The following is a 25,412-nucleotide window of genomic DNA, read 5'->3' as shown; positions in this document are numbered from 1 at the left end:
CAGCACAATAAATTGCCTGATTCACTGTTCACTATGGCTTTAAAGTTTTTTCTTTAACATTACTTCATCATCCTTAACATACCCGCTCAATTCATACGCTTTAATGGCTACACGATTATCTTCTCCTGTTAAAATCTTAACTGTTTTGACTCCACGAGAATAAAGCTGACTTTCCAGAAAAGAAATTAGAGCAGTAGCGACACCATTTCTACGAGCTGACTCTTTTACATACATTTCAGTAATTTCACCATATGCTTCATTATAACAAAATGATTTCAGACTTTGAGCACAGCCAAAACCAACCACTTCATCCCTTAAAGTAGCCACGGCCACCAATTCATTATTGCTGTTCAAACACTTGATGATCTCCGGCACAGGACGTTTTACTCCACCATTGAACTCAAGATTTAACCTAGACAAAACATCCGCGTCACATATCGTTGCTAGCCTAACATTTGGAAGCATTCTCTTCCCCCTCTACAATGTTCCCTTTTCAAGAACATACTCTTCATTGGAATTTTTTAAAACGATATCAAATTTATGATGATAAGAATGCATAAACAACTCATATTGCATCCTACGCTGTTCATGGGATTTTCTTAAATAATTAATATCTGTTCCTCTTTCAGAAACATCACGTATACTCCTTCTCATCAACTCAGTTTCTCCATCCGTGTATAAGTAGATTTTCAGATCATACAAATTCGGATCAGTAAAGGCAACGCTCATGCCTTCTACAATATTTACCTTCTTTTGTGAAGATATGAACATACTTTTTGTATAGTCTGTGCCAATTGTGTAAAAATCCAACCCATCCCTCAACATATGAATGTCTCTCTCTAAAGCAAATATATGATGAGCAGCAGGATGACAAGCTGTCACTTTATCGTGATAATGTACATTCTTATATTCATAGTCGATAGAAGTGTATTTTCTAAGACTAGATTCAACAATATAGGGGTCTGTATTAATATAATTCACATCATCCTGCTGCAAAAGCTTTAAAAGATTATGAGCAAACGTTGTTTTTCCAGATGCACCATGACCCGAAATCCCAATGATGAATCTATTAGCCTCACCGCTAATCAAATTAGCTATCTTATGTAACACCTTGTCCATATTATTAGCCCCTCTCCCTACTCGATCCTATGTATTCCTTACTCCGCTATGGTTTAGCACATTAAAATCAATGGTGCATTTTATATAAAGAAATTTATTAGAAAGGGGTAGATCTTCCATGGCTACTCGTCAGCCAGATTTAGTATTGATCAGTTGGAGCAGAAATCCTTTGGTTGCTGGATCAGCACGTAGGATTATTGCCGCCCGTGTTATTGGAAATGCCGTGCCGTGCAGACCTAGCTTGAGACCCAACGGATTGCTTAACACCGCTTTGGCTTGCTTATTAGACAACGATGTTGGTTTTAAAGTGGTCTTTCGTAAAAAAACTTCAAGCATTAGCGGATATATTTTGTTACAACGTAACTAATAGGTTTAGGGGGCAGTGAAAATTGCTGCTCTCTTTTTCCTGTGTATCTCATTGCACTTAAAGTCCAATCAATCCTAGAAAATGGTGTGTATAATTTATTAGAAACTGAATCTGATTGAAAATGGGTGAGTCCATGAAATTACAAGCTGTGAAAAAAAGCTATGATTTAATAGTAAGCTTAGGGATGTCTTGTGCTCCTGCTATAAATCTGCAAAGAAATAGCTTGAGGAAATTCTCCATGCCGCTCGACTGGATGGTTTCTTATTCATTGGCTGATGTAAATAGACTTTATAAGAATAGATTTCAAAATTTCATGGAATTAATAAATCTGCAAATTCTTGATGAAACACATTTTTTTCTGGAGGATGGATTACCAGTCTATCCTAATGGGAATAAAAATGCACTAGTGAAATCCTATTTTATTCAGGATACTTTATATAACATTATCTCAGTTCATGATTTTCCAATCCACCAAGGTAAACACTGGTCTATAACCTATCCTTCGTATAAAGCGAAGCTGGAATTACGAATTAATAGATTTTGGGACAAGTTAATCCACAGTAAAAAAACTTTATTCATTAGATGGTTTGCCTCATATGAACAGGCTGTAGAGCTACAGTCAATTTTGTCTGATTTATTAAAACCGAACGAATTTATTATTCTTATTCTTATTCCCGTTCGTGAATCAATCTCGGTACAAGAATTAAATTGGAACATAAGTGATATTTGTGTGTTAGAAGTTCCTGAGGATATGAACGATTATGATAGCTGGGATTATATTTTGAAAGACATACACGTAACTAATAACTAATTTCGCTTTGATCGATCATATGATTAATTATTTCCTCTGCTGCAAAAACATATGGATACAAATACAGCCTACTGATGCTGACCAATAAAGAAATAGGGTTACTAATTCCAAAATCGTATTGACTCCCATGCGCTGCTGGATTTGCGGGTTCAGGCTCTACAAGATCATACTTCTCCATCAGCCTTTCCTTGGTTCCACTATCTACTACTGTTCCGTTTCCTTTATCCGCAAGGACAGATCCCGATTGAAAACACGCCATGAATAAGACACAGCAAATGGTGAGGATCGCTAGTTTCTTTTTTCGCATCATACATCTCCTAATTCTTTCTGGGTCTCCCCTATAACTTAGAGCCGTTCAAATTATTTCTTGGGTAATCGCAGGAAAACTATGTATTCGACAATCTTGATCAGTATAGATCATATTCCATGAAAATAATGGGAGAAAAAGTCTCGAATTCTATAATACTCCTTTCTATATATAAAAACAAAAGCACCCCACAGCTAAAATTAGCAGGGTACTTTTGGATGCTTCGCCGTATTTACAATATCAACATTCCGCTGAGCGGTTTATGGAGTTGGAGTTCCGCCGTTCGCATTCAGTGTTTCGCCACTGATATAGCTAGATTCCTGGCTAGCCAGGAATACATATGCCGGAGCCATCTCCGCAGGCTGTCCCGGACGACCTAGTGGTGTGCTCGACCCGAACTCCTTCAGCGCTTCCTCCGGTTGCCCACCCACAACTTGAAGAGGTGTCCATACGGGACCAGGTGCTACTACATTGACGCGAATCCCCTTATCAGCTACTTGCTGAGCGAGAGACTTACTGAATGTATTAATAGCAGCCTTGGTGGTCGCGTAGTCCAAAAGGATCGGTGAGGGATTATAAGCTTGAATAGAAGAAGTGTTAATAATGGTGCTGCCCGGTTGCATATGCTTCACCGCAGCTTTGCACAGCCAGAACATAGCATACACGTTCGTCTTAAATGTGTCGTCAAAATGCTTCGTAGTGAGATCAGCGATGTCTGGAACGAATTGCTGTTTGCCCGCGATATTGGCTAAAATATCAATTCCACCTAGCTCTTTAACCGCAGTATCGACGAGTTGTTCGCAGTATGTCTCATCCTTCAGATCGCCTGGAATGGCGATTGCAGTACGACCCGCTTCCTGCACTAGCTTGACCACCTGCTTTGCATCTTCCTCTTCCTCGGGCATATAAGATAGAACAATATCTGCCCCCTCACGAGCAAAAGCAATAGCAACAGCACGGCCTATACCGCTGTCGGCTCCCGTAACTAACGCTTTACGTCCGGTCAGACGCCCAGTTCCTTTATAGGTATCTTCTCCTGTATCAGGTACTGGATTCATTTTCTTCTGCAGACCCGGCTCCTCTTGTTGCTGCTGAAATTCCGGTCCAGCCTTAGTGTACTGAGTGGTAGGATCTTGCATCGTATATTGGTTAGACATCGATCAATTCCTCCTTTATTTTTAGAAATACATTTTTATATTTTCCGAACTCTTTGTTATGTAAACACAACAAGCACGCCTCTAAACATTCACCTTCAATAACATAGCCTTGAATAGTGCCGCAAAAATACCCCAACCACCTGTCAAGGTGGCTAGGGTATCCCCCGCCTAAAAATAAATATATGGAAGCTCACTTGTTAGTTAGGGAACGCTCCGTATAGTCTGGCGTATACATTAGATAAAGGAGTGATAAATCATGGGCTTTTTTATATTCCTCTTTGTACTATTAGCATTGCTTAATATCTTCTTTCCTCATTTGGGATGGTACATGCGCTATGGCTGGATGATGAAAGGTGATGTAGAACCCAGTGATGCCTATTTATTAATGACTCGCATCAGCAGTATAGTGGCACTTATTATCCTCTTTTTTATCTGGACTAGTTTCTGACTTACCCTAACGCTCTTAACACATCTTCAATCTTGCGCTGATGCGACAATACCCCATAATTCATCCAGGCCATAAAATCCACCTCATATACACAACGATTACGAACAGCGGGCAGATTGCGCCAAAGCGGTGTATCCAACAGCTCCCGTCCTTCTCCTTCCTGTCGATCAAAGGTAATGAACAAATGATCTGCAGTGAGGCTCGCAAGCTCTTCTCTTGTTAGGCTCACCCGCTTCTGTCCACGAGTCAACTTCGGAACCAAGGCATGGGGCTGCAAACCTAAATCATGATGGAGTACGCTACCTGTATACCCCAATTGCCCGCATCCGTAGAGATTGATTCCGTAGGAAGATATTCTAAGGCATGCTACAGTCTGCCCTTGGACAGAACGGTTTAGCTCTCGTCTAGCTTGCTGCGCCCGATGCTCATAATTGCCGATCACTTCCTGGACACGATCCGTTCTGCCAAAGACGGCTGCTGCGGAAAATAACGTGGCCCGCCAATCCTCTTGATGAAAAGGCAGCTTGAACAACGGAGCAATTTGGCTGCACTCATCCAGGTGCCAACGCTGAAAGCCATCATCCAGCAGGATCAGTTCGGGCATGTACTGGGAGAGCTCCTGCCAATCGCCAGTCGAAATATCAACCGCAGGCACATCGAGGAGGGACAGATACTCTTGCTTCCCCCACTGAGCGTGAGAATATTGTGCCACTGGTGTAATATCCAGAGCCAGCAGGTAGTCTTCCAGAAAAGGAGCGAACACCCGCAGCCCTTCCTGATGGAAGCTTCTGTATTGGCCGGGCGTAACGCCCACCGATCTTTTGAAACGCCGGTTAAAATAATACTCATTGCTATACCCTACAGATAACGCGATATCATGCATACGGTCATTCGTAAGCAGCAACTGCTGCTGCGCCCTTTCAATACGAAGTCCGTTCAAATGCTCTAAGGGAATCCGCCCTGTCACTTCTTTAAAAATCTGTGTGTAGCGAGCACGTGTAATGCCTGCCACTTCAGCTAATTGATCGACGGTTATGGCGTGATTGTAGTGTTCCTGCATATAGCGGATAGAACGCTGTACCGCCTCATGGGCTCCTTTCATCTGGATGACAGAGGAATTTGCCCGCATGATCAGCAGCAGTAACTCTTGAAAGCGGGTATGGCCTGCGAACCATTCAATCTCTTCCGTACTTCTGCGACTATGATAGATAGCCTCCAGCAGTAATGCACATTGTGAAAAAGGTCTGCAGCTTAGCGGACCGGACTGGAGAATTCCTTCTTTAGTCCCCTTTTCCATTCCACTCTGCCTGCTTCCCCCCGTTTCGATGACTTCAAACGTAAGCCTATAAAAGCTAAGTCCTCGCTCCTCTGCAATGATTTTGCTTATTAGCCCAGGTTCGAACAAGAACCCGACACCTTTTTCCAGAGGAAAACGCTTCTCCTCGGCTTCTAACCATCCCTGTCCTTCCGATACAATGATCAGGGTATGATTTTGAAACACTAAGGTCTGTCCGTTCACCGATAAGGATTGGGCTTCTATGTTAATCAAGCTATAGAATAGCCTCTTTTTATTGCTGTCTTGTAAATCTTCTGCCATTCTAGCGCCCTCCAATTGAGAACCATTTTCATTCACTTTACTATAGTTTAGAATAAAAAAGAAGGTCTATCAACTATGCTGATAGACCTTCTTTATGCTATTCCTTACGACGGCTGCCGTTTTATTTCACCATAGCTTTCAGCAAGTCATCAAGCTTCATCGAATTGGCTGTGATGGCACCAGTCTGCCAGTGGGAACGTTCCATTCTATAAACATTCCCGTTCTTCACCGCCGGCAGGCTCTTCCACAACGGGCCATCAAGGATTTGAGTCGCTTCCTGATTCCCTTCAGTATCCCAGCCCCCGTTGTCAGGGAACACAATGATATGATCCGCTTCGAGCTGAGGGATAAGCTCTTCGGAGATAATAGATTGATATTCGGTCATTTCTGCCGCCATAGGCACAGGTGTCAGGCCAAATTGAGAATAAATTACACCGGTGAAACGGTTTTTAACACCGAATAGAGCAAAGGTTTTATCCGCTACGTTGAGCCGGATCACTGCTACTTTTTCCTGACCTAGGGCCTGTTGCAGCTTAGCTTTCCCCTCTGCCACTTTCTGATCGTACGCTGCAAGGACAGATTCCGCCTTCTCCGGAATACCGAGGGCATCTGCAATAGCCGTAAGCACTTGTCTTGAGTCTTGCAACACCGCCTCAGGTAGACGATAGGTTGGTGCTATCTTGGAATATTGTTCATATTTCGCCGCATCCGCACCTCCATCCACAATAATCAAGTCAGGGTCTTTTTCCAGCAACACTTCCATACTACCGGTAATATCAAATTCTGGTACATCAAGATTTAAATAATCCTGTTTGCCCCAGCTTGGATGATACCACTGCACCACCGGGGTAATGCCCAATGCCTTCAAATAATCTTCAACATAGATCCCGGCTACCCGTTGCGGTTTAATTGGAATTTCAACATCCCCGAATTCCCCGGCAATCGTCCGAGTTGCACCCTCTTCTGCGGCATTTCCATTTCCTTCAGTTGGTGCGCTAGTGCTCGCTGAGGTAGATTCCTCTGCATTCTGTGTCTTAGCAACGTTTTCTTTCGCAGTATTGTTATTCGTTCCGCATGCTGCCAGCGCAGTTATTGCCATTATAAGTACCGCTGCCCATAAAAACTTCTGACCCCATCTTGCCATTGATCCCTTCACTCCTATGCTTTATTGTCATTGATTATCATTCTCAATAACCTTTATCACAATAGTAGCATGACTTTCATAGCTTTCAATGCACTTTCTCCGCAAAAAACTTATACAAACTATTTCTAGTTGCTCTGCTCTATCATTATTCGGTAGGATTCTTCTTCTATTAAAAATATGTCATCCTTTATTAACTTGATCGCAAAATTTCTTTTTTTACGATTGATTTATACGATGCTTTCGCTTACAATAAACTCATAAACGCGCGTTTATGAAAAGAGGGGAAACATGCGCAGCGAAGATATTGCTAAGTTGGCCGGGGTTTCCCGTAGTACGGTATCCCGCGTGATCAACAACTATTCCAATGTTCCTGAAGAAACCCGGGCCAAAGTGCTGCGGGTGATTGAGCAACATCAGTACGAACCGAACAGCTTTGCACGGGCTCTGGCCGGTAAGAAAACCGATACCATCGGATTGTTCGCCATCAGTATGAACGAGAAAGAGAACACTACCCGAATTTATCAGAACAATTACTTTGCACCATTCGTCGATGCCGTAGTCGACACGTCGAATGCCCGCGGATGTTACGTTCTGATTCATACGGTATACTCTCCGGACGATTTTCTGAAGGTAAAACAAGCTTTTCTGCAAAAACGGATTGACGGTGGTATAATTGTCGGCACTCAGAAGGATATTAATATCGTCCGCGAAATGGTGGGACTCGATTCTCCGCTAGTACTGATTGATTATGATATCTCAGAGATTATGTCGGAGCATCTTGACCGCAATCATTTGGCCATTGTGAATTCCAAAGATTACGAGGGCACCACAGAAGTGATTGAACATTTAATCTCCTTAGGCCATCAAGAGATCGGCATCATCTGTGGGCAAATGAATACGTACTCTGGTCGAGAACGCTACACGGCCTATGAGGACACGCTGAAAAAACATGGTCTGCCTATGAATGAAAAGTTTATTCTTAAGGGTGATTTTCTGAAAGAGACGGCTTATGAAGAGGTCAAGAAGCTGCTTGCTTCTGGTGAACCTTTGCCGACTGCCTTTTTCTCTTCCAACGATGACATGGCTATTTCAGCGATGGAAGCGTTCTCCGAACATGGAATCATTGTCCCTGAGGATATCTCCATTGCGGGTTTCGATGACATTCAGCTGGCATCCCGTATTCAGCCTAAGCTGACCTCTGTACGCTTGCCGATTTATGAAATGTCCAAGGCTGCAGTGGAAAAAGTAATCGAGCTGTGTGATTCACAGCAGCCGACTTTCAGCACGATCAGCTTTCCAGCTCGTTTAGTGGAGAGAGATTCCTGTCAACCGCCGAAGAAGTAGCACAGATTCATCATTCACTGAAGAATACATATTTTTCTGTGGAGCTGCTATCATTGGGTCTCGAAATCACTGCCTAATACTATCTTTTAGAAACAACGGAAAGAATCCCTTCCCTTGAGGGAATTTTTCCTGAAACTCATAAACGCGCGTTCACAATCGAAAGGAGACTTTCTCACATGAAATTCGGTACCTTTGACGACACTCGTAAAGAGTATGTAATTAACACACCAAAAACACCTTACCCTTGGATTAACTACCTTGGTAATGAACAATTTTTCGGACTTATTTCTAATACTGCTGGTGGCTATACCTTCTATAGAGACGCTCGTCTCAGAAGATTGACCCGTTACCGTTACAACAATATCCCAATGGATGCTGGCGGCCGTTACTACTATCTTTATGATGATGGTGATTTCTGGACTCCAGGCTGGATGCCAGTAAAACGTGATCTGGACTTCTACGAATGCCGTCACGGTCTTGGCTACACCTCCATTACTGGTGAACGCAACGGTATCTCTGTAAACCAGCTTGCTTTTGTACCTATGGGTCATAACGCTGAAGTACATCGTCTTGTAGTGAAAAACACGGGTTCCGCGAAGAAATCCGTTAAACTGTTCTCTTTTGCAGAGTTCTGTCTTTGGAATGCACAAGATGATATGACTAACTTCCAACGCAATCTCAGCACTGGTGAGGTTGAAGTGAAGGGTTCTGTTATCTATCACAAAACAGAATACCGTGAGCGCAGAAACCACTACGCTTTCTACTCTGTTAACAAAGAAATCGCCGGCTTTGATACTGACCGCGAAGCTTTCGTAGGTATGTACAATGGTCTGGAAAGCCCGCAAGCTGTTGCTGCAGGTGAACCAACTAACTCGGTAGCGAGCGGCTGGTCCCCTATCGGATCGCACGCCCTGAACATTACTCTGGAGCCGGGCGAAGAGCAAAGCTTCATCTTTGTCCTTGGTTACATTGAAAACCCAGAAGAAGACAAATGGGAATCTCTGAACGTAATCAACAAAAAACCAGCAGAGGCTATGATCGAGCAATTTGCTACAGACGCTCAAGTGGATGCTGCTTTGGCTGCACTGGCTGCACACTGGGATAACCTGTTGTCCAAATATCAAATCCAAAGTGGCGACGACAAGTTGAACCGTATGGTTAACATCTGGAATCCATATCAATGTATGGTTACCTTCAACATGTCCCGTTCCGCTTCTTACTTTGAATCCGGTATTGGCCGTGGTATGGGCTTCCGCGATTCTAACCAAGACTTGCTCGGATTTGTGCACCAAATTCCTGAACGTGCTAAAGAACGTATTCTCGATATCGCCGCTACACAATTTGAAGACGGCAGTGCCTATCACCAATACCAGCCGCTCACCAAAAAAGGTAACAATGAAGTCGGTACTGGCTTTAATGATGACCCGCTTTGGTTGATCCTTGGCACAGCTGCTTACATCAAAGAAACTGGCGACACATCGATTCTTGATGAGCAGGTTCCTTTTGACAGCAATCCGGATAACACAGCTACTCTGTTTGAGCACTTGAAACGCTCCTTCGAGCATGTAACTAACAATCTCGGACCTCACGGCTTGCCGCTGATCGGTCGTGCAGACTGGAATGACTGCTTGAACCTGAACTGCTTCTCTACAGAACCAGGCGAATCTTTCCAAACTACTGCCAACATCGAAGGCCGCGTAGCGGAATCCGTATTTATCGCGGGTCTGTTCGTCTTCGTTGGACCGGACTATGCAGAAATCTGCCGGATGCGCGGACTTAATGACGTAGCTACGGATGCAGAAGCTAAGATTGACAACATGCGTGAAATCACACTCACTCACGGTTTCGATGGTGACTGGTTCCTGCGCGCTTATGACCACTATGGCGACAAGATCGGTTCCAAAGAAAACGAAGAAGGTAAAATCTTCATCGAACCACAAGGTATCTGTGTTATGGCCGGTATCGGTGTGGAAGATGGTCAAGCTGAAAAAGCTCTGACTTCCGTGCAAGAGCATTTGGATACTAAATACGGTATCGTATTGCAACAGCCACCATATTCCAAGTACTATCTGAACCTGGGTGAAATTTCTACGTACCCTCCGGGCTACAAAGAAAATGCTGGTATTTTCTGCCACAATAACCCTTGGATCATGATCGCTGAAACTGTACTTGGACATGGCGACAGAGCGTTTGAAATTTACGCTAAAATTGCTCCTGCTTACTTGGAGGACATCAGTGAAATTCACCGTACTGAACCTTATGTATACTCGCAAATGATCGCAGGTAAAGATGCCGTTCGCCACGGGGAAGCTAAAAACTCCTGGTTAACTGGTACTGCTGCTTGGAACTATGTAGCGATTACACAATCTATCCTTGGTATTCAAGCGGACTTCAATGGTCTGAAGATCGATCCTTGTATTCCTACAGAGTGGGACAGCTTTGAAATCACCCGTGTCTTCCGTGGAGATACTTATGTGATTCAAATCAAGAACCCGAACCATGTATCCAAAGGTGTAGCTAGTCTTACCTTGGATGGCGCAGCTGTAGAAGGTAACATCATCACTCCTGTTGGAGACGGTGCTGTACACCAAGTAGTTGTAGAACTGGGTTAATACAAAAAAATCCGCTCACCGTTCGTTTGAACGATTGAGCGGATCGGATCTAAAATTAACAGTGGGATGCCCCCTGAAGGATTCAGGGGGCATCTTTTTTTTACCCTTCCACAATATCTGCTCTTAAATCACTCGCGACCTCAAGCATTCTAGGAATCACGGCTTCATTGGCGCCAGAAACATAAATATCGCCCTGATAATGTCTAAATGGGATTGTTGTATCACCATAGCTCCACATAAAGAAATCTCCCTCAATGGACATGGTAGTGGCACCTGTTACTGTAAAAACTGATGTATAGGTGAAATCAGGTTTGGATGCGAAATATTGCTTACACTCTTCTAAAGATAGGGTTGTTGCTGAATCTCCAGCATTCTGCATTGCTCTTGTCATCCGATAACGTTTACTCATTGTGATGCCTCCATTATTATCTGTAAAATGATCAGTTACCTTATCCAGATCAAATATAGCATACAATGAAGGGCAAATCCCATTCCAATTCTAAGTCGAAAATGTTAATATAGCCGTTTTTCATAGCTTTCTTTTAGTGATTTTGAGATATCCTCTGGAGTAACTCCAAGTTTACGGGCATGCTGCGCCAGTATTTTTGATGGATTAGGCAAGACTTCTTTCGCAAGCCAATGATCTTCATCCCACAAATGTGACCGCTTAAAGGCTTTTGCACAATGCATATAACATTCTTCTACTTCCACGCCAATTCCAATGATCGGCACTTTACCATGCGCTTCCATAGGTTTCAATATTTCTTCATCCTTAACTATACTCGCGTGCCCATTTATTCTTAATGTTTCTTCAAGTCCGGGGATGATGAATATCAATCCGACTTTTGGGTTCTCAAGTATATTCCGCAAAGAATCAAACCGTCTATTCCCAGGGCGTTCAGGGATCACTAAATGTTTATCATTCAACACGTGAACAAAACCTTCTGCGTCCCCGCGCGGAGAGACATCACAAGCACCGGACGAACCGCTTGTAGCCATAAAAAGCATTGGGGATTTTGAGATATAATCACGGCAATGATGATCTATAACAGTTATGGTTTTGTTGTTAACCAATTCGCTTGGGTACCCAAATAAAGACCTTAGCTCTTCTTCTGACTCTATAACTTTTTCGAAAAAGTTTGACTTCATACTTCTCCCTCTCTCAACTTAATAAGCCCCAATGTTCTTATTTTTGCTCAAATATCCGCTTAATAATTGGGCGAAATTTTTTCTTGTTGATTCATCCGATAACTTCCCAAAAGTACCATACAGATTATCCCCATGATATCTTGGAAACACATGTAAATGATAATGCCATACATCTTGGCTGCCATCCGGCTCATTATGTTGTCTAGAAGAAACGCCATCACATTTATAAACTTCTTTAAGACCTTTAGCAATTTCAATTTCCAGCTCATGTATCCGGTTTGAGATCTCAACCTCCAATGTGTAAATATTCTCGATATGCTGATTAGGGATGATTAGAACATGCCCTTCATTATTCGGATACCAATGAGAAGCAATAAAAGCCGTTATGTAATGATCTTTATAAATAATATCCGCTTGCTTAGAATGCACATCTTCATTTTCAATGCCCGAAACCAACAAACAAAAGGGACAAGTATAACCCTCTGGAGCATGATTATAAATATAGCCCGCCTCCACTGTTATAGGATTTAAAATATTTCTATGTTTCTTCTAATTTCGCCATTTTGCGTGTGTTCTCCTTTTTGCAAAAAGAAAAGGACAGACTGTAAATTACAGCTGTCCCCTTAGAAAATACTGATAAAACACAGTCATTCCCGAGATCAATGTCTACCTATAACTTAAACGCTGGCTTCCGGAATCCATACCTTCATTTCACCACTGCCACGATTTCCCCATAAGTAATACGGAACCGCCTTAACCTTTACGGTTTGAACTGGTGCTTTGACTCTGCTGTAAAGCTCACCACTCCAGCCCTCTTTATCTACACGTAGCCCCTCTGCCTCGACAACAACAGCGCCGCCGAGCAATGTCTCATCAAAAGCCGCAGTAAGTTCACTGCCTTCTTTTAAAGAAATCGAGCTTAACGGCTCACCATTATCGATACTTTCAAGACAATACACAAGAGGTCCACGCTGAATCGTTACTTTTTGAGCATCAGCACGCAAACTTGGATGTGCGTAGATACGATGTGCCTCCATAGGGTCATGCACTTCGATTACATCTCCTGCTCTCCACAGTCTCCGGATAACGAGGTATCCCTGCTCGATGTTCTCAGCAGTATTCATTGCTTCACCGTTGACTCTGATCTCCATTCCTTGGCTCCATGATGGAATCCGTAAGGCAATCCCAAACTCTGCTTCCGCTGCGGGATTAATCTTCAACGAGACTTTACCTTCCCATGGATAGTTACTCTCTTGCTGAATCGCAATATCTGTTCCACCCAGCTTTGTTGTCAGCTCACTGCCAATATACAAATTCGTATAGAGCGTATCACCATGGATCGTATAGATATATTGATTAAGCGAAGTCAGCAGACGCGCCACATTCGGAGGACAGCAAGCGCAGCCAAACCAACCTTGGCGCTCGGACTTCACATGATGTTTATCTGGATTGCAGCTGCATGCCTTAGGCCATACTTCCAGTGGATTCACATAAAAATAGTGCTTACCATCCTGTGCCATTGAACCCAACACATTGTTATAAAGCGCCCGCTCCATCACGTCGGCATAACGTGCATCCGGCGATATTCTCAGCATTCGCTGTGCAAAAAAGATCAACCCAATAGATGCACAAGTCTCTGCGTACACCGAATCGTTAGGCAGATCATAATCGAAGGTGAAAGCCTCACCCCGATGCGTAGATCCGATCCCGCCAGTAATGTACATTTGCTTAGTAGTGATGTTATTCCACAGTCTCTCGCATGCTTCGCGAAGGGTATCATCTCCCGTAAGTGCGGCTAGATCAGACATAGCAGTATACATATAAACCGCACGCACAGCGTGTCCTACAGCCACTTCCTGTTCTCTTACCGGAAGATGACTTTGGTAATATTTTAAATCTAAATTCTCCTTCTGACCTGTGAAAAAATTGATACTCCCCAGACTATCCCATTGTTGCTTTAAGAAATTCGGCTGTTGACCTCGCTCATTAATAAAAAAGCTGCTGAGCTTCAAATACCGCTCCTCACCTGTGAGCCGATACAGCTTCACGAGCGCAAGCTCAATCTCCTGATGGCCATCATATCCCCGCATTTTTCCTTCTTCCGGACCAAACACAGAATCGATATGATCAACCATTCGGCACATGATGTTGAGCAGTTTTCTTTTGCCTGTAGCCTCGTAATAAGAAACGGCTGCCTCAATGAAATGCCCAGCACAGTAAAGCTCGTGGCAATCGTTCAGATTAGTCCAGCGTTTGCCGGGTTCTTTTATCGTAAAATAAGTATTTAAGTACCCGTCTTCCTGCTGCGCTTCTCCAACGAGGTCAATCACTTCATCCGCTTGACGCTCCAGCTCAGGGTCACGTTTGATGCTTAAGGAATAACCTACGGCCTCCAGCCACTTGGCTACATCACTGTCTTGAAATACCCAGCCGTAAAATTCACCGTTCTTCCGGCCCGCAGCAATCTCAAAGTTAGCAATGGCATGACTGGGCTCAGCTCCCGCTGCTTTATCGTGCAATGCCTCGTATTGATACGGGATTACAACATCCTGAACCAGCTTTATATAACTTCCCCAGAAATCATCTTTAATGCTAACGGATTGATCTTTTACAACTTGCTGATCCTGGATCGTTTTATTCATCATCATCTTCCCCTTAGCCTTATTTTATACTCGCTAATTACAATTATAGAGCGTACAATAGATAAAAAATATAATCAGAAGCAACCCCTTTTTTGTACTATTTCACACTCCTAATTCCAAGGACAATTTGAGCTCGGACTACGATAAAAAGAGAGGTAGAACACAGTGAGTCCTTCCTATGTACATTTCGCAGCGCCACCTTTTCCATATTTTCTGGAATGCAATCACACTGTTTATCAACCCGGAGAGCAGCATCCAAATAGAAGCCATATCGGCTTATTTGATCTGATTATTGTAGAGCAAGGTTGTCTATTTATCGGTGAAGAGCATAATCAATGGGAGGTTGCGGCTGGGCATACGCTGCTTCTGCTGCCTGACCGCTATCATTATTCCGTTAAGTCTTGCGAGGAGCTGACTTCGTTTATCTGGATTCATTTTCATACCCTCGCAGATTGGTCAAGCTCTGAAGGCGAGCCTGTGTATATCAACCGAGAGACACATTTCCGGCAGTTTCTTACTCATCCATATACCATTCGCATCCCGCAGTTTGGTCCCCTTCCTGATCCCTTTAAACGGAGTGGACAAGCTGAGAAGCTTTTACAGCTGTCCACTGGAAGACGTTCCAGTGCAGTTTGGGAGCAGCAAAGGATTTTTGAAGAAATGCTGCGGATGATGGATCTAGCGCAGCATGATACTTCAGAAAGTCATGCGGTAGAGATCGCCGAGAGGACAGAGACTTATATCCGCAATCATTATGCGGAGCCTCTCTCCAATGCCTCTTTAGCGGATGCGCTGCATTTTCATTATAACTACCTTGCCCGCTGCATGAAACGCGTATATGGACTGACTCCGATGGAGTATTTAACGGATTACCGTTTGGAACAGGCCAAGCTGCTTCTGCTTAAAACAGAGATGCCTATAGCTGCGATCGCAGAACGTATCGGTTTCGAGAGCACCGCCTACTTCTCGCGTCGCTTTACTCAGCAGATCGGAATCTCTCCGCTTCGCTTCCGCAAGCGGTATTCCCGATAACGGCAAAAACAGCATGCCTCATAATTGGAGGCGTGCTGTTTTCGTTGTTAATGCGATGCGCTGCTGTAGCTTTCTTGTGTGCTGCTGGCTTACGTGATCAACTATGGATTAATTGGACGCGAGATGCGAGATGCGAGTTGCGAGTTGCGAGTTGCTCCTCTAGCTCGGAGAAACTTAAGTAACTATTATGATGGAGCAGTACTCCGCTTGGCACATTTATTGTGTACCCGTGATCCGTCCTAAATCCTTCTGCTGCTTCTTGCTCCTTGCTCCTTGCTTCTTGCTCCTTGCTCCTTGCTTCTTGCTTCTTGCTCCTTGCTCCTTGCTTCTTGCTTCTTGCTTCTTGCTTCTTGCTTCTTGCTTCTTGCTTCTTGCTTCTTGCTTCTTGCTTCTTGCTTCTTGCTTCTTGCTTCTTGCAATAATTTTACCAGTTTACCTTCCTAGGCGTGGCGCACTCATACTTATCATAGATCAACGGCGATCATGCGGCTCGACCCTCCAAAGCTTATCAGCAAGTAACTTACCGTATAGCCATCACACTACTCTCTGTATCCCCCGGAGACGCGTCTACTTAATCATCCATTCATAGCATTCCCCGTTGCGGACCGGATTGCAGCTATTTGTGATTTTCGATCCATTTTGCAGCAGTTTCGGACTGCATAGCTCTTATTGCTCATAATTTGCTCCAAATCGGGCTACATTTGTGGGAATAACTGCAACTGAGTCCGATAGTGTGACAAAACGAGCGGAATCATGGAAATAAGAGCAACTGAGTCCGAACAGTTGCTGAAAAGAACGCCGCCTGCCAAATTTGCTCCTAAACGTGCTAGCCATTGTTTAAACTAGCTGTCTGGGGCTCAACCTAGCTACTCTGCGAGAAATTAGTTACCTGTTGTTCAAACTAGCCGCCTACGTCTCGAAATCTGCTACCTTTTGCTAGAACTTGATCGTATCGGACCGTATTGCAGCTATTTCAGCATATGGGTTCATTTTGCGAAGGTTTCGGACTGCATAGCGCTTATTACTCATAATTTGCTCCGAATCAGGCTACATTTGTGGGAATAGCTGCAACTGCGTCCGATAGTGTGACAAAACGAGCGGAATCATGGAAATAAGAGCAACTGAGTCCGAACAGTTGCTGAAAAGAACGCCGCCTGCCAAATTTGCTCCTAAACGTGCTAGCCATTGTTAAACTAACTGTCTGGGGCTCAACCTAGCTACACTGTGCGGAATAGCTACCTATAGCTCGACCTATCTATACCGTGTGCGGAATTAGCTACCTATGGCTCAACCTAGCTACACTGTGCAGAATTAGCTACCTATAGCTCAACCTATCTACTCCGTGTGCGTAATTAGCTACCTATGGCTTAATCTAGCTACTCCGTGCGCAGAATTTGTTACCTGTTGCACAACCTAGCTGTCTACGTCTCGAAATCAGCTACCTTTTGCTCGATCTTGATCGTAACGGACCCTTTTACACCTATTTGTGATTTTCGGCCCATTTTGCGGCAGTTTCGGACTGTATAGCTCTTATTGCTCATAATTTGCTCGCAATCGGACCACATTTGTGGGAATAGCTGCAACTGGGTCCGTTAGCTCGAAAAAATACCTTGTATCTGCCTAATAGCGGCTCCTGGGTCCGCATGATTAGGCCCGAAATCAGTTTTTTTGCTTCAATGCAATTTTTTGGAAGTGACAAGCATATTTATAAGACATGCCTTTAATGTGGAGATGTTAATATGCAGTCATTATTAAGATACGCGATCATCCTGATCGGAAGCTTGCTCATTGCAGCAGCAACTAATTTTTTTCTAGTCCCATATAAAATCCTAGATGGGGGAATAATAGGAATAGCCCTCATCATCAATTATTTATCCGATGCCAAAATCGGTATAGCTGTCCTTCTCTGCAGCTTTCCGATTTTCCTGTTAGCCTGGCTGAAGGAACGCGATATCTTTTTCAATAGTGTATTAGGTTTATTGACCTCATCGTTTCTGATTGAGCTTCTCGGTCCTTTGCAGTACCACTTTCTGTATTATTTTGAGTTCGGCTCCATTTCCAGCGCCATTATTGGCGGTTTTTTAATGGGAACGGGTCTTGGGCTTATGCTGCGGTTCAAAGCCAGTACAGGCGGAACGGATCTGCTTGCTCAATATATCAAAAGGTATCTCCCGCTTAACCTTGGACTCATCATTTTTTTGACAGATTTTATAATTATCGGCGCGGGGGGACTCCTGATTTCCAAAGAAACCTTCTTCCACTCCATCCTCACGATTATCGCTGGGGGTGTGGCCACAGGTCTCTGCACCTTGGAGACTGAAGAGAAATGGAAAAAAATATGAATATACACGATCATATGTTCGTATTATAATAATAAGAAAATCATCTACCGTATCTCTACCTCACCTGGAGAGTGTGAATCTATGAATAAAGAGCGTGTTATTTTGTTATCCGATTGTCAGAGCTTTTACGCCTCCGTGGAGAAGGCCTCTAATCCGCAATATAGCAACAAACCGCTTATTGTCGCCGGAGATCCGGCTAGACGAAGCGGGATTGTACTTGCCGCTTGTCCGTTAGCCAAATCTTTTGGCATTACTACCGCTGAGACTTTGAAGGAAGCACTCGCGAAATGCCCCGAAGTAATCGTCGTCAGACCACATATGCAGCAATATATCGATGTTTCCTCCCAAATCACGGACATTCTACGCAAATTCAGTGACCTCGTAGAACCTTATTCCATCGATGAGCAGTTTATTGATATCACCGGCAGCCTCAGCTTATTCGGAAGCCCAAGACAGATCGCTACGACCATTCAGGACTTAATCCGCAGAAATACAGGTGTGCGCGCACGTATCGGTATAGGTTATTCCAAGGTTACCGCCAAAATGGCTTGCGACCTGTGGGCCAAGAAGAACCCGGAGGGTCTATTTACCCTCACTCAGGAAGAGCTTCCAGATGTACTTTGGCCACTGCCCATTAGTGAGTTGTTTATGGTAGGCCGCCGCATGTCCGCGCACTTCCAGAGCATGGGCCTCACAACGATTGGCCATTTGGCACAGATGCCGCTAAGCGAGCTGAAATGGCGCATGCGGGAGAAATTCCATAAAAAATGCGATATCGATGCCGAGCTATATTGGCGAATTGCCAATGGCATCGACGATAGCCCTGTAAGTCCCGCTACCTATGAAGTAGCACCCAAGAGCGTCGGGCACCAAATGACACTGCCACGGGATTACTATACACTGCAAGAGATCAAGACCATCATTTTGGAGCTGTCAGAGCTGGTGTGCAGGCGCAGCCGCAAACTGAAGGTGCATGGTGCAGTCGTGTCTGTTGGCTGCCAAGGCGCCAGCTTTGATGACCCCAGCGGCTTCTCGAGACAGACTACGATGAGCGATCCTACGAATGCAACCCAGCTGGTATACGAGGCCGCCCTCGCTCTTTTCAAACAGCATTGGGAAGGTCAGCCTGTGCGCCGAATTCATCTAAGCCTGTCCAATCTGTCTGACGAAAGCCAATATCAGCTAACCTTATTTGAGTCGCGCCCCCGCTACCGCGAGCTCGAACGGGCCACTGATGCGCTGAAGAATAAATACGGGGAATCGATCATCGGACGCGCCGCATCGTTCACAGATGCCGGACAACTTAAGGACAGATCCGGAAAGATTGGCGGGCACTATAAATAAACAGTGCATCTTTATACATTTTATTTCTGAAACTATATTAAAATATATCCCATATCGTTTATAATGCTATATTGAGGTTGTTATTTTCACACAATGAAGCGACAATCATAAGTATATACACATAGATATGTAACATTCCAGGGGAGGACCGGAGAAGTTGGAAAGCACGAGCAACACTAACACTACCTATTATGAAATCGTTGATCTCTGTCTTCTTGCTGGCAAGATCATGCTGCAAAACGGTGCAGAAACCTACAGAGTAGAAGATACAATGACACGTATGGCTGCTTCTCTCGGTTTTCCAGGGGCACACAGTTATGTGACGCCAACCGTTATTATGTTCACCACCAATAGAACGGAGCCCGTTAAGTTATATCGGATTGCCGAGCGGACAACAGATCTGCAGAAAGTCTCGGAGGTTAATGATATCTCGCGGCGTCTGAACGAGCGTCAGATTACAGCCGAGGAAGCTCGGACACGATTAGGAGAGGTCGATGATGCCGCACATGCGTATCCGGTATGGCTGCAAATCATAGCAGCGGCGCTTACCGGCGCTTGCTTCACCGTTATGTTTAAGGGCAGCTTGTGGGATGCTCTCCCCGCATTACCGATTTCCGGGTTAGGTTTTGCTGCGGTTATCTACCTGCATCGTCTTGTGCAGACTAGATTTTTTGCAGAGTTCTCTGCTTCCTTCCTGATCGGACTTCTGGCCTTCTATTCTGTAAAGCTGGGCATAGGTCAAGAAATGGACAAAATCATCATCGGCTCCGTGATGCCTCTAGTACCCGGTCTACTCATTACTAATGCCGTTCGTGATCTGATGGCTGGTCATCTGGTCTCAGGCATATCCAAAGGAGCAGATGCCTTTCTAACTGCTTTTGCGATCGGTACAGGCATTGGGCTTGTACTATCACTATTTTAATTTTCCATGTGAAAGAGGTTAGCCCTTCATGATTTTGCAACTTATAACCAGTTTTATCGCCGCGGCAACCTTCTGTATTTTATTTAATGCGCCTAAGCGCGCTCTACTGCAGTGTGGTTTTGCTGGAATGGTAGGCTGGATGGTGTATGTAATCCTTGATGTAGAGTGTGGGCCTGTTGTTGCTACGTTTGCGGCTACTGTAGTGGTGGGCATCGTCAGCCAGCTGTTTGCCCGATCCTTCAAAATGCCGGTTATTATTTTTAGTGTAGGCGGTATTATCCCACTTGTTCCGGGTGGTCTTGCTTACGATGCTATGCGTAGATTTGTAGAAGAAAACTATAATCTGGCTGTAGAAATCGCTGTTCGGGCATTAATGCTCTCTGGCGCAATTGCGGCTGGACTGGTGCTGAGTGAAGTTATCGGACAAATGTTCCGCCGTCGTGCAAGCAAAGCATAACCTTCTTACAACGTCATCTCATAGATTCAAAAAAAAGAAATCGTCTCTTGGTATAATGAGGATCATCCGTCCCTCTTCCAAGAAGCGATTTCTTTGTTTACTATCCTATCTACACAAGTACTGCTACAGGTTCAACCTCCGAATAAATACTATTGATCCGGTTATTTTTAATCCAAGAAAGTCCCACGGTACCTTCACCCGCATGAACAGCCACGGCAGGAATGTAAGTCATAATCTCCGTACGTAAATCAGGCGCCATCTCTTTGATGTCTTCTTCTAGCTTCAGCGCCATTTCTAAATTATTGGAATGCATGATGCACACATCGCTAACAAGTCCAGCATCCTGTTTAAAGATATCTAACAGCGCCTGTTTCGTCTTCTTCATCGTGCGGATTTTTTCCACAACAATGACCTTGCCCTCGTCAAAACGCAGCAACAAATTTATCCGTAGTAATTGACTAAGAATTACCTGTGTACCAGAAACACGCCCACTACGGTGAAGCTGGGACAAGCTTGCAGGAATTAAGTAGAAGGACATATTTTGAATGATATTCTCTATCTTTTCTTTAATCTCTAGGCCAGTAAAGCCCATCTTGTGCCAATGAATACCTCGCGTAATCATTTCCCGAATCGGATAAGCGCCAACCTTGGAATCAATTCCAATAACATTAGCTTCCGCTATTTCAGCACCTTGCATGGAAGCATTGTATGTTCCGCTAAGCCCTGTCGAAAGATGCACCGCGATAATCTCATCATATTCTTCCTTCAACCGTTCGTATAACTCGATAAACTCACCGATTGGCGGCTGTGAGCTGCCTACTTGATCATGCTGACGCATTTTCTCATAGAACTCATCGATCGTAATATCTATATTTTCTTTATAACACTCGTTGTTAATAATCAGACGTAAAGGAACAATATACACATGGTTGTTCTTGGCGAATTCAGGATCGATTGTACATGTACTGTCGGTTACCCAGGCAATTGATTTCATGGTCACTTGTCACTTCTCTCTTTCATGAAAGGAATAGTAGAATGTTTGAAGAGACAAGGGCCACTAAACCTTCTCGGCCAATGAATCACTCTCTCATCCTGTACAATCAACATACGAATAGATCAGCGGTTTAGGAAGTCCTCGTGCGTATTCGTAAATTATACAAGATAACGAGCGATAAGATAGGCAAAACAGGCCGATAATGCAAATTTTATTCAACTTTTTTCAACTTTATTCGACATTATTTCACATTATGTATGACGAATATACCTATCCTAATAGAGACAGTTCATGTTATGTAAAAGCCTAACCACAGCAAAAATATCCCCGTCCCCACCCTCACCGTTCTTACATAAATCAGCGCTTGGTAGTTACATTAATAGGTACTCTTTGCAGTTGTTACAGTACGGGGCTAAGTTATGATTGGTCAGATATGGCCCGGCATCTGTCAATTTGTCCAACTTTCCCTGTTGGCGGGTTGCGCTCGCTTTTATGAAGATCAGTTACCTTCTGCTGTGATAAAGCTTTTTACGGTGTGATTAAGGCTACCGTCCAGTTTTTCTCCTGAATTTTAAAATCCAACTCGCGATAAGACTTAGACAGTTCATCAATCCGTTTCTGAATCTCAGCGACATCCACCGTTCTCTGGAAACGAACCTCAGAGCGGCTATACCGATCCTGAGTGATCGAAGCTTGCTCAAGCAAATCGCTAAACAGCTTCCGCAGCTGAAGCATTTTATCCCGTTCGGCTAGGGCATCGGCAATACTCCAATTCTCATTGAAGGCAACAGATGAATTCGTTCGATTAATCGCTCGAATCAAAATCGTCTGCTCGTTAACAGCTATTTCTAGCTCATGCAAAAGAGCCTCCGGCTGCTCTGCCGGATCTTCCCCCTCCTGCACCTTAACGACCCGATCGAGCCGCTGCTTTAGCTGCGCGATTTTACGGGTAAGATCACTTCGGTTCACTAATGCTTCCGCAAGTTTCATCTTTAAGTTCCCCCTAAGATTTTCTGATAGCTGGCGATATCCAGTCTTCGACCAAATTTACAGCCAATCTCCTTGAAGTAGGCACATTGTTCATATCCATTCTTTGAGAAAAGCTGGCGACTGCGTTCATTCTCTGCGCAAACGGTAGCTACTAACACATGGAAATCCAGTTCGGCAGCTCTCTTTTCAATAAAGCGTAAGGCATGCTGTCCTATTCTTTTACCCACACAAGCAGGTTTCAAATACACACTGATCTCCCCAGAGCTATCATAAGCCCGGCTTACTCTTATGTCTAGCAATCAGAACATAGCCCTGAATAACATTATCCCAGGATAATATAACGTATGATTTGAACCGCGGATCATCATTCATCACTGATTGCCGCATTTCGTCCAAACTTAAAGGCTCGGTATGAAAAGAAACCGTAGTGTTCAGCACGTAATAGTTATAAATATCGAGTACATCCGACAGATGCTCTTCGCGAATTTCAGTGAATAACAAACTTTCTCCCACTACTTTGTTCAACACAGCTAATCCTCCCAAATGGATGTTTCCAAATGATCGACGAACTTGCGTAATTTACCGGCTAGCTTGCGGTTAATAGTTCCATCCTGGTACATTTGCTGCACCTTATCCCGTTGCTCCTGAATAGCTTTCAGTTTCAATTCAAGCTTTTGATCATCAACGAGACCATCCTTTGTCCAACCTTGACCCTGCTCGAAGCGTGAGATTAGTTGCTCATAACTGCATGCAACCTTCTCTACTGCTTTTCGGTTGTTCTCATTCATACTTGCATTAACAGCAGCTATTGCTGCGCGGGACATAGAAACCTTAGCTTTTCTTGCACATTCAGCCTGTTGCAGCATTTGCTGGCTAGCTTCCCGTTCGTTTTGTCCTGAGAACATCCCCGCAAATAGCCTTCTAATCTCTGTAAGGGATAATCTAATTTGAGAGTTGAGACTTCTGGCTAAGAAAACTTCACTATGATCCAAGAATTCTTCCATTTTCTGAGCCACTGAGGCAGGAATCTCATTGTTAGTAAGCAATCGGGTCAGCTCTTTGCGTTCAGCATGCAAGCCCACTATCCTTGCTTCAACCCCAAGCCGACGGAGTTCCTCAAATGCCGGATCGTTCGCTTGATCCTCGCGGTTCAGACTATAAACCTTTTCTCTGAATTCACTCAAAGCTGGCTGTGCGGAATCCTTGCTCTCCTCCGTCATCATACTTTGAAGCAGCGTTATCCCGGCAGCAACGACCTTAGATTTGGCCGCCTGTTCAACCTCAGTGTCCCCTGGTTCGGCAACCGGCTCTTCTTTACCTGCGAGAATTGGTAAAAAGATACTAGCGATCAGCAGCGACATCAGAATCACACCCGCAGCGATAAAGATAATTAGATCACGTTCAGGAAAAGGTGAGCCATCTCCTAACACAAAAGGAATCGAAAAGGCACCGGCTAAAGTAACCGCGCCTCGCACCCCTGAAATGGTCAGGATTAGCATGGACTTTATAGACGATTTTTCCATTTTTTGCAGGCCGGCGCCAGCCAGGGAAAATACATATACCCATATAAAACGCAGCACAAAAAGCAGTAACGTTATCGCTAATACATAACCAATCACCATAAGATTGTCCACCGCTGTATCCCGGTAGATCACTTCAATAACATCTGGAATCGACAATCCGAGAATAAGGAAGACCAAGCCATTCAAGATGTAGAGCAGCACAGACCATGTGCTGGCGGATACCAGCTGTAGCTTATACTGTGGCGAGACCGCACGGTCCTTCTCGACCGCATGAATTATCCCCGCTGCAACCACAGCTAAAATGCCGGATACCCCTATTTCTTCACTGATCAGATACACAATGAAAGGAGTCAGGATTTGCAGCAGCACATGTACTGTGATGTCCTCCATCCCCAGTCTGCGGATAAATACACTGAACCGAATCAGGAGGAACGCGAGTATTGCTCCGACAATTAGCCCACCTAAAGCGATAATCACAAAGCTAATGGAGGCTTTCGGCAAAGAAAATATGCCTGTAACAGCTGCTGCAATAGCGAAGTTAAACGCAACAAGGCCAGAGGCATCATTCATCAATGATTCGCCCTCTAGAATACGATGAATACTCTTGGGAAGATGTACTCTCCCAGCGATTGCGCTTACCGCCACAGCATCTGTCGGCGATAAGATCGCTGCCAGCGCAAAAGCAGCTGCGAGTGGAATGGTGGGGATCATCCAGTTAATGGAATATCCAGCGATAAGCACTGTAGCAAATACCAAGCCTAGTGCCAGCATTAAGATTGGAGCCCGCAGGTTCCATAACTCATTTCTCGGTGTTCGCTTTCCGTCATTAAACAAAAGCGGCGCAATAAATAACACGAAAAACAACTCTGGCTCCAGTGACATATGTATTCCCAAAGGCAATAGTACGACCACTACACCCAAGCCAATTTGTATTAAGGGTATCGGCACGAAGGGAATGAATCGGTTTATGATGTTGGATATTGCGATAAGCCCAAGTAGGACGAGTACAACTAGAAATGTCTCCAAACCACATCAACTCCCTTTTTTATATTTGATTATTATATCGCAAAGCTTTAGGCAAGGGCAAAATCTAGCAAAAGATTCTTAACAT

Annotated in this window: 25 protein-coding genes; 10 read left to right on the top strand and 15 right to left on the bottom strand. The window is 44.2% G+C overall.

Annotation, left to right across the window (positions count from 1 at the left end; translation table 11 throughout):
- Window positions 1-39 precede the first annotated feature (39 nt).
- On the bottom strand, window positions 40-465 hold the full coding sequence (locus tag MKY14_RS02870; RefSeq protein ID WP_248548053.1) for a GNAT family N-acetyltransferase: 426 nt from the start codon (window positions 463-465) through the stop codon (window positions 40-42).
- Between the two features lie 12 nt (window positions 466-477).
- Entirely contained in the window at window positions 478-1,119 is a 642-nt protein-coding gene (locus MKY14_RS02865) for a uridine kinase family protein (RefSeq protein ID WP_340975746.1), read from the bottom strand.
- A 118-nt stretch (window positions 1,120-1,237) separates the two neighbouring features.
- On the opposite strand from MKY14_RS02865, the gene MKY14_RS02860 reads away from it, so the two are divergent.
- Window positions 1,238-1,486 (top strand): hypothetical protein, encoded by a 249-nt coding sequence (locus MKY14_RS02860; RefSeq protein ID WP_076136059.1) that lies wholly within the window; start codon window positions 1,238-1,240, stop codon window positions 1,484-1,486.
- Window positions 1,487-1,619: 133 nt separating this feature from the next.
- Window positions 1,620-2,297, top strand: coding sequence for a DUF1796 family putative cysteine peptidase (locus tag MKY14_RS02855; RefSeq protein WP_076189817.1), 678 nt, complete (start codon window positions 1,620-1,622; stop codon window positions 2,295-2,297).
- On the opposite strand, the gene MKY14_RS02850 is transcribed toward MKY14_RS02855, so the two are convergent.
- A complete protein-coding gene (locus tag MKY14_RS02850; RefSeq protein ID WP_076305228.1) occupies window positions 2,287-2,604 on the bottom strand; it encodes a hypothetical protein in 318 nt (105 codons plus the stop codon). The genes MKY14_RS02855 and MKY14_RS02850 overlap by 11 nt on opposite strands.
- Before the next feature lie 260 nt (window positions 2,605-2,864).
- Window positions 2,865-3,761 (bottom strand): SDR family oxidoreductase, encoded by an 897-nt coding sequence (locus tag MKY14_RS02845; protein WP_340975745.1) that lies wholly within the window; start codon window positions 3,759-3,761, stop codon window positions 2,865-2,867.
- A 256-nt stretch (window positions 3,762-4,017) separates the two neighbouring features.
- On the opposite strand from MKY14_RS02845, the gene MKY14_RS02840 reads away from it, so the two are divergent.
- A complete protein-coding gene (locus tag MKY14_RS02840; RefSeq protein ID WP_076130567.1) occupies window positions 4,018-4,209 on the top strand; it encodes a DUF6199 family natural product biosynthesis protein in 192 nt (63 codons plus the stop codon).
- A 1-nt stretch (window position 4,210) separates the two neighbouring features.
- On the opposite strand, the gene MKY14_RS02835 is transcribed toward MKY14_RS02840, so the two are convergent.
- Together MKY14_RS02835 and MKY14_RS02830 are read right to left on the bottom strand one after the other, a co-directional pair.
- Window positions 4,211-5,806, bottom strand: coding sequence for a helix-turn-helix domain-containing protein (locus MKY14_RS02835; RefSeq protein ID WP_340975744.1), 1,596 nt, complete (start codon window positions 5,804-5,806; stop codon window positions 4,211-4,213).
- A 121-nt stretch (window positions 5,807-5,927) separates the two neighbouring features.
- Window positions 5,928-6,950: an ABC transporter substrate-binding protein gene (locus MKY14_RS02830; protein ID WP_076279835.1), complete on the bottom strand. Its 1,023-nt coding sequence runs from the start codon at window positions 6,948-6,950 to the stop codon at window positions 5,928-5,930.
- A gap of 288 nt (window positions 6,951-7,238) precedes the next feature.
- Between MKY14_RS02830 and MKY14_RS02825 the strand changes: the two genes are divergently transcribed.
- Both MKY14_RS02825 and MKY14_RS02820 read left to right on the top strand, forming a co-directional pair.
- Window positions 7,239-8,294, top strand: a complete 1,056-nt coding sequence (locus MKY14_RS02825) for a LacI family DNA-binding transcriptional regulator (protein ID WP_036685989.1) — start codon at window positions 7,239-7,241, stop codon at window positions 8,292-8,294.
- A gap of 176 nt (window positions 8,295-8,470) precedes the next feature.
- Window positions 8,471-10,906, top strand: coding sequence for a GH36-type glycosyl hydrolase domain-containing protein (locus tag MKY14_RS02820; protein WP_036685988.1), 2,436 nt, complete (start codon window positions 8,471-8,473; stop codon window positions 10,904-10,906).
- Window positions 10,907-11,006: 100 nt separating this feature from the next.
- Here MKY14_RS02820 and MKY14_RS02815 read toward each other — a convergent pair whose 3' ends face one another.
- From MKY14_RS02815 to MKY14_RS02800, 4 genes are all read right to left on the bottom strand, one after another.
- Window positions 11,007-11,315 (bottom strand): hypothetical protein, encoded by a 309-nt coding sequence (locus tag MKY14_RS02815; RefSeq protein WP_076130570.1) that lies wholly within the window; start codon window positions 11,313-11,315, stop codon window positions 11,007-11,009.
- Between the two features lie 104 nt (window positions 11,316-11,419).
- Window positions 11,420-12,055: a pyridoxamine 5'-phosphate oxidase family protein gene (locus MKY14_RS02810; protein WP_312150683.1), complete on the bottom strand. Its 636-nt coding sequence runs from the start codon at window positions 12,053-12,055 to the stop codon at window positions 11,420-11,422.
- Between the two features lie 18 nt (window positions 12,056-12,073).
- Window positions 12,074-12,484: an HIT family protein gene (locus tag MKY14_RS02805; protein WP_340975743.1), complete on the bottom strand. Its 411-nt coding sequence runs from the start codon at window positions 12,482-12,484 to the stop codon at window positions 12,074-12,076.
- A gap of 248 nt (window positions 12,485-12,732) precedes the next feature.
- Window positions 12,733-14,700 (bottom strand): glycoside hydrolase family 127 protein, encoded by a 1,968-nt coding sequence (locus MKY14_RS02800; protein WP_445669869.1) that lies wholly within the window; start codon window positions 14,698-14,700, stop codon window positions 12,733-12,735.
- Window positions 14,701-14,862: 162 nt separating this feature from the next.
- Here MKY14_RS02800 and MKY14_RS02795 point away from each other — a divergent pair, with 162 nt between their 5' ends.
- From MKY14_RS02795 to MKY14_RS02775, 5 genes are all read left to right on the top strand, one after another.
- Entirely contained in the window at window positions 14,863-15,729 is an 867-nt protein-coding gene (locus tag MKY14_RS02795) for a helix-turn-helix transcriptional regulator (protein ID WP_076136035.1), read from the top strand.
- A 1,739-nt stretch (window positions 15,730-17,468) separates the two neighbouring features.
- Window positions 17,469-18,071 (top strand): YitT family protein, encoded by a 603-nt coding sequence (locus MKY14_RS02790; RefSeq protein WP_038570150.1) that lies wholly within the window; start codon window positions 17,469-17,471, stop codon window positions 18,069-18,071.
- An 81-nt stretch (window positions 18,072-18,152) separates the two neighbouring features.
- Window positions 18,153-19,415: a DNA polymerase IV gene (locus tag MKY14_RS02785; protein ID WP_076189810.1), complete on the top strand. Its 1,263-nt coding sequence runs from the start codon at window positions 18,153-18,155 to the stop codon at window positions 19,413-19,415.
- Between the two features lie 157 nt (window positions 19,416-19,572).
- Window positions 19,573-20,337, top strand: a complete 765-nt coding sequence (locus MKY14_RS02780; protein ID WP_076129956.1) for a threonine/serine exporter family protein — start codon at window positions 19,573-19,575, stop codon at window positions 20,335-20,337.
- 28 nt (window positions 20,338-20,365) lie between these two features.
- Window positions 20,366-20,794 carry a threonine/serine exporter family protein gene (locus MKY14_RS02775; protein WP_036685970.1) on the top strand — a complete coding sequence of 143 codons (429 nt, stop codon included), beginning with the start codon at window positions 20,366-20,368 and terminating at the stop codon, window positions 20,792-20,794.
- A 109-nt stretch (window positions 20,795-20,903) separates the two neighbouring features.
- Here the strand turns inward: MKY14_RS02775 and MKY14_RS02770 are convergent, their stop codons facing one another.
- From MKY14_RS02770 to MKY14_RS02750, 5 genes are all read right to left on the bottom strand, one after another.
- Window positions 20,904-21,788 carry a DegV family protein gene (locus MKY14_RS02770; RefSeq protein ID WP_076129966.1) on the bottom strand — a complete coding sequence of 295 codons (885 nt, stop codon included), beginning with the start codon at window positions 21,786-21,788 and terminating at the stop codon, window positions 20,904-20,906.
- Between the two features lie 528 nt (window positions 21,789-22,316).
- The gene (locus MKY14_RS02765; protein WP_076280857.1) at window positions 22,317-22,778 is read right to left on the bottom strand and encodes a DIP1984 family protein; all 462 of its coding nucleotides are present in this window, start codon (window positions 22,776-22,778) and stop codon (window positions 22,317-22,319) included.
- A 2-nt stretch (window positions 22,779-22,780) separates the two neighbouring features.
- A complete protein-coding gene (locus MKY14_RS02760; protein WP_340975740.1) occupies window positions 22,781-23,026 on the bottom strand; it encodes a GNAT family N-acetyltransferase in 246 nt (81 codons plus the stop codon).
- Window positions 23,027-23,045: 19 nt separating this feature from the next.
- Entirely contained in the window at window positions 23,046-23,306 is a 261-nt protein-coding gene (locus tag MKY14_RS02755; protein WP_340975739.1) for a GNAT family N-acetyltransferase, read from the bottom strand.
- A 2-nt stretch (window positions 23,307-23,308) separates the two neighbouring features.
- Window positions 23,309-25,327 carry a Na+/H+ antiporter gene (locus MKY14_RS02750; protein ID WP_076129954.1) on the bottom strand — a complete coding sequence of 673 codons (2,019 nt, stop codon included), beginning with the start codon at window positions 25,325-25,327 and terminating at the stop codon, window positions 23,309-23,311.
- Between the last annotated feature and the right edge of the window lie 85 nt (window positions 25,328-25,412).

The organism is Paenibacillus sp. FSL R5-0887, assembly GCF_038002305.1.
GTDB lineage: Bacteria > Bacillota > Bacilli > Paenibacillales > Paenibacillaceae > Paenibacillus_AQ > Paenibacillus_AQ odorifer.
This window is presented reverse-complemented; position numbering and strand designations above follow the sequence as displayed.

Coding starts and splice junctions, on each gene's coding strand:
- MKY14_RS02870 (WP_248548053.1), bottom strand. CDS start 465: ATGCTTCCAAATGTTAGGCTAGCAACGATATGTGACGCGGATGTTTTG.
- MKY14_RS02865 (WP_340975746.1), bottom strand. CDS start 1,119: ATGGACAAGGTGTTACATAAGATAGCTAATTTGATTAGCGGTGAGGCT.
- MKY14_RS02860 (WP_076136059.1), top strand. CDS start 1,238: ATGGCTACTCGTCAGCCAGATTTAGTATTGATCAGTTGGAGCAGAAAT.
- MKY14_RS02855 (WP_076189817.1), top strand. CDS start 1,620: ATGAAATTACAAGCTGTGAAAAAAAGCTATGATTTAATAGTAAGCTTA.
- MKY14_RS02850 (WP_076305228.1), bottom strand. CDS start 2,604: ATGCGAAAAAAGAAACTAGCGATCCTCACCATTTGCTGTGTCTTATTC.
- MKY14_RS02845 (WP_340975745.1), bottom strand. CDS start 3,761: ATGTCTAACCAATATACGATGCAAGATCCTACCACTCAGTACACTAAG.
- MKY14_RS02840 (WP_076130567.1), top strand. CDS start 4,018: ATGGGCTTTTTTATATTCCTCTTTGTACTATTAGCATTGCTTAATATC.
- MKY14_RS02835 (WP_340975744.1), bottom strand. CDS start 5,806: ATGGCAGAAGATTTACAAGACAGCAATAAAAAGAGGCTATTCTATAGC.
- MKY14_RS02830 (WP_076279835.1), bottom strand. CDS start 6,950: ATGGCAAGATGGGGTCAGAAGTTTTTATGGGCAGCGGTACTTATAATG.
- MKY14_RS02825 (WP_036685989.1), top strand. CDS start 7,239: ATGCGCAGCGAAGATATTGCTAAGTTGGCCGGGGTTTCCCGTAGTACG.
- MKY14_RS02820 (WP_036685988.1), top strand. CDS start 8,471: ATGAAATTCGGTACCTTTGACGACACTCGTAAAGAGTATGTAATTAAC.
- MKY14_RS02815 (WP_076130570.1), bottom strand. CDS start 11,315: ATGAGTAAACGTTATCGGATGACAAGAGCAATGCAGAATGCTGGAGAT.
- MKY14_RS02810 (WP_312150683.1), bottom strand. CDS start 12,055: ATGAAGTCAAACTTTTTCGAAAAAGTTATAGAGTCAGAAGAAGAGCTA.
- MKY14_RS02800 (WP_445669869.1), bottom strand. CDS start 14,700: ATGATGAATAAAACGATCCAGGATCAGCAAGTTGTAAAAGATCAATCC.
- MKY14_RS02790 (WP_038570150.1), top strand. CDS start 17,469: ATGCAGTCATTATTAAGATACGCGATCATCCTGATCGGAAGCTTGCTC.
- MKY14_RS02785 (WP_076189810.1), top strand. CDS start 18,153: ATGAATAAAGAGCGTGTTATTTTGTTATCCGATTGTCAGAGCTTTTAC.
- MKY14_RS02775 (WP_036685970.1), top strand. CDS start 20,366: ATGATTTTGCAACTTATAACCAGTTTTATCGCCGCGGCAACCTTCTGT.
- MKY14_RS02770 (WP_076129966.1), bottom strand. CDS start 21,788: ATGAAATCAATTGCCTGGGTAACCGACAGTACATGTACAATCGATCCT.
- MKY14_RS02765 (WP_076280857.1), bottom strand. CDS start 22,778: ATGAAACTTGCGGAAGCATTAGTGAACCGAAGTGATCTTACCCGTAAA.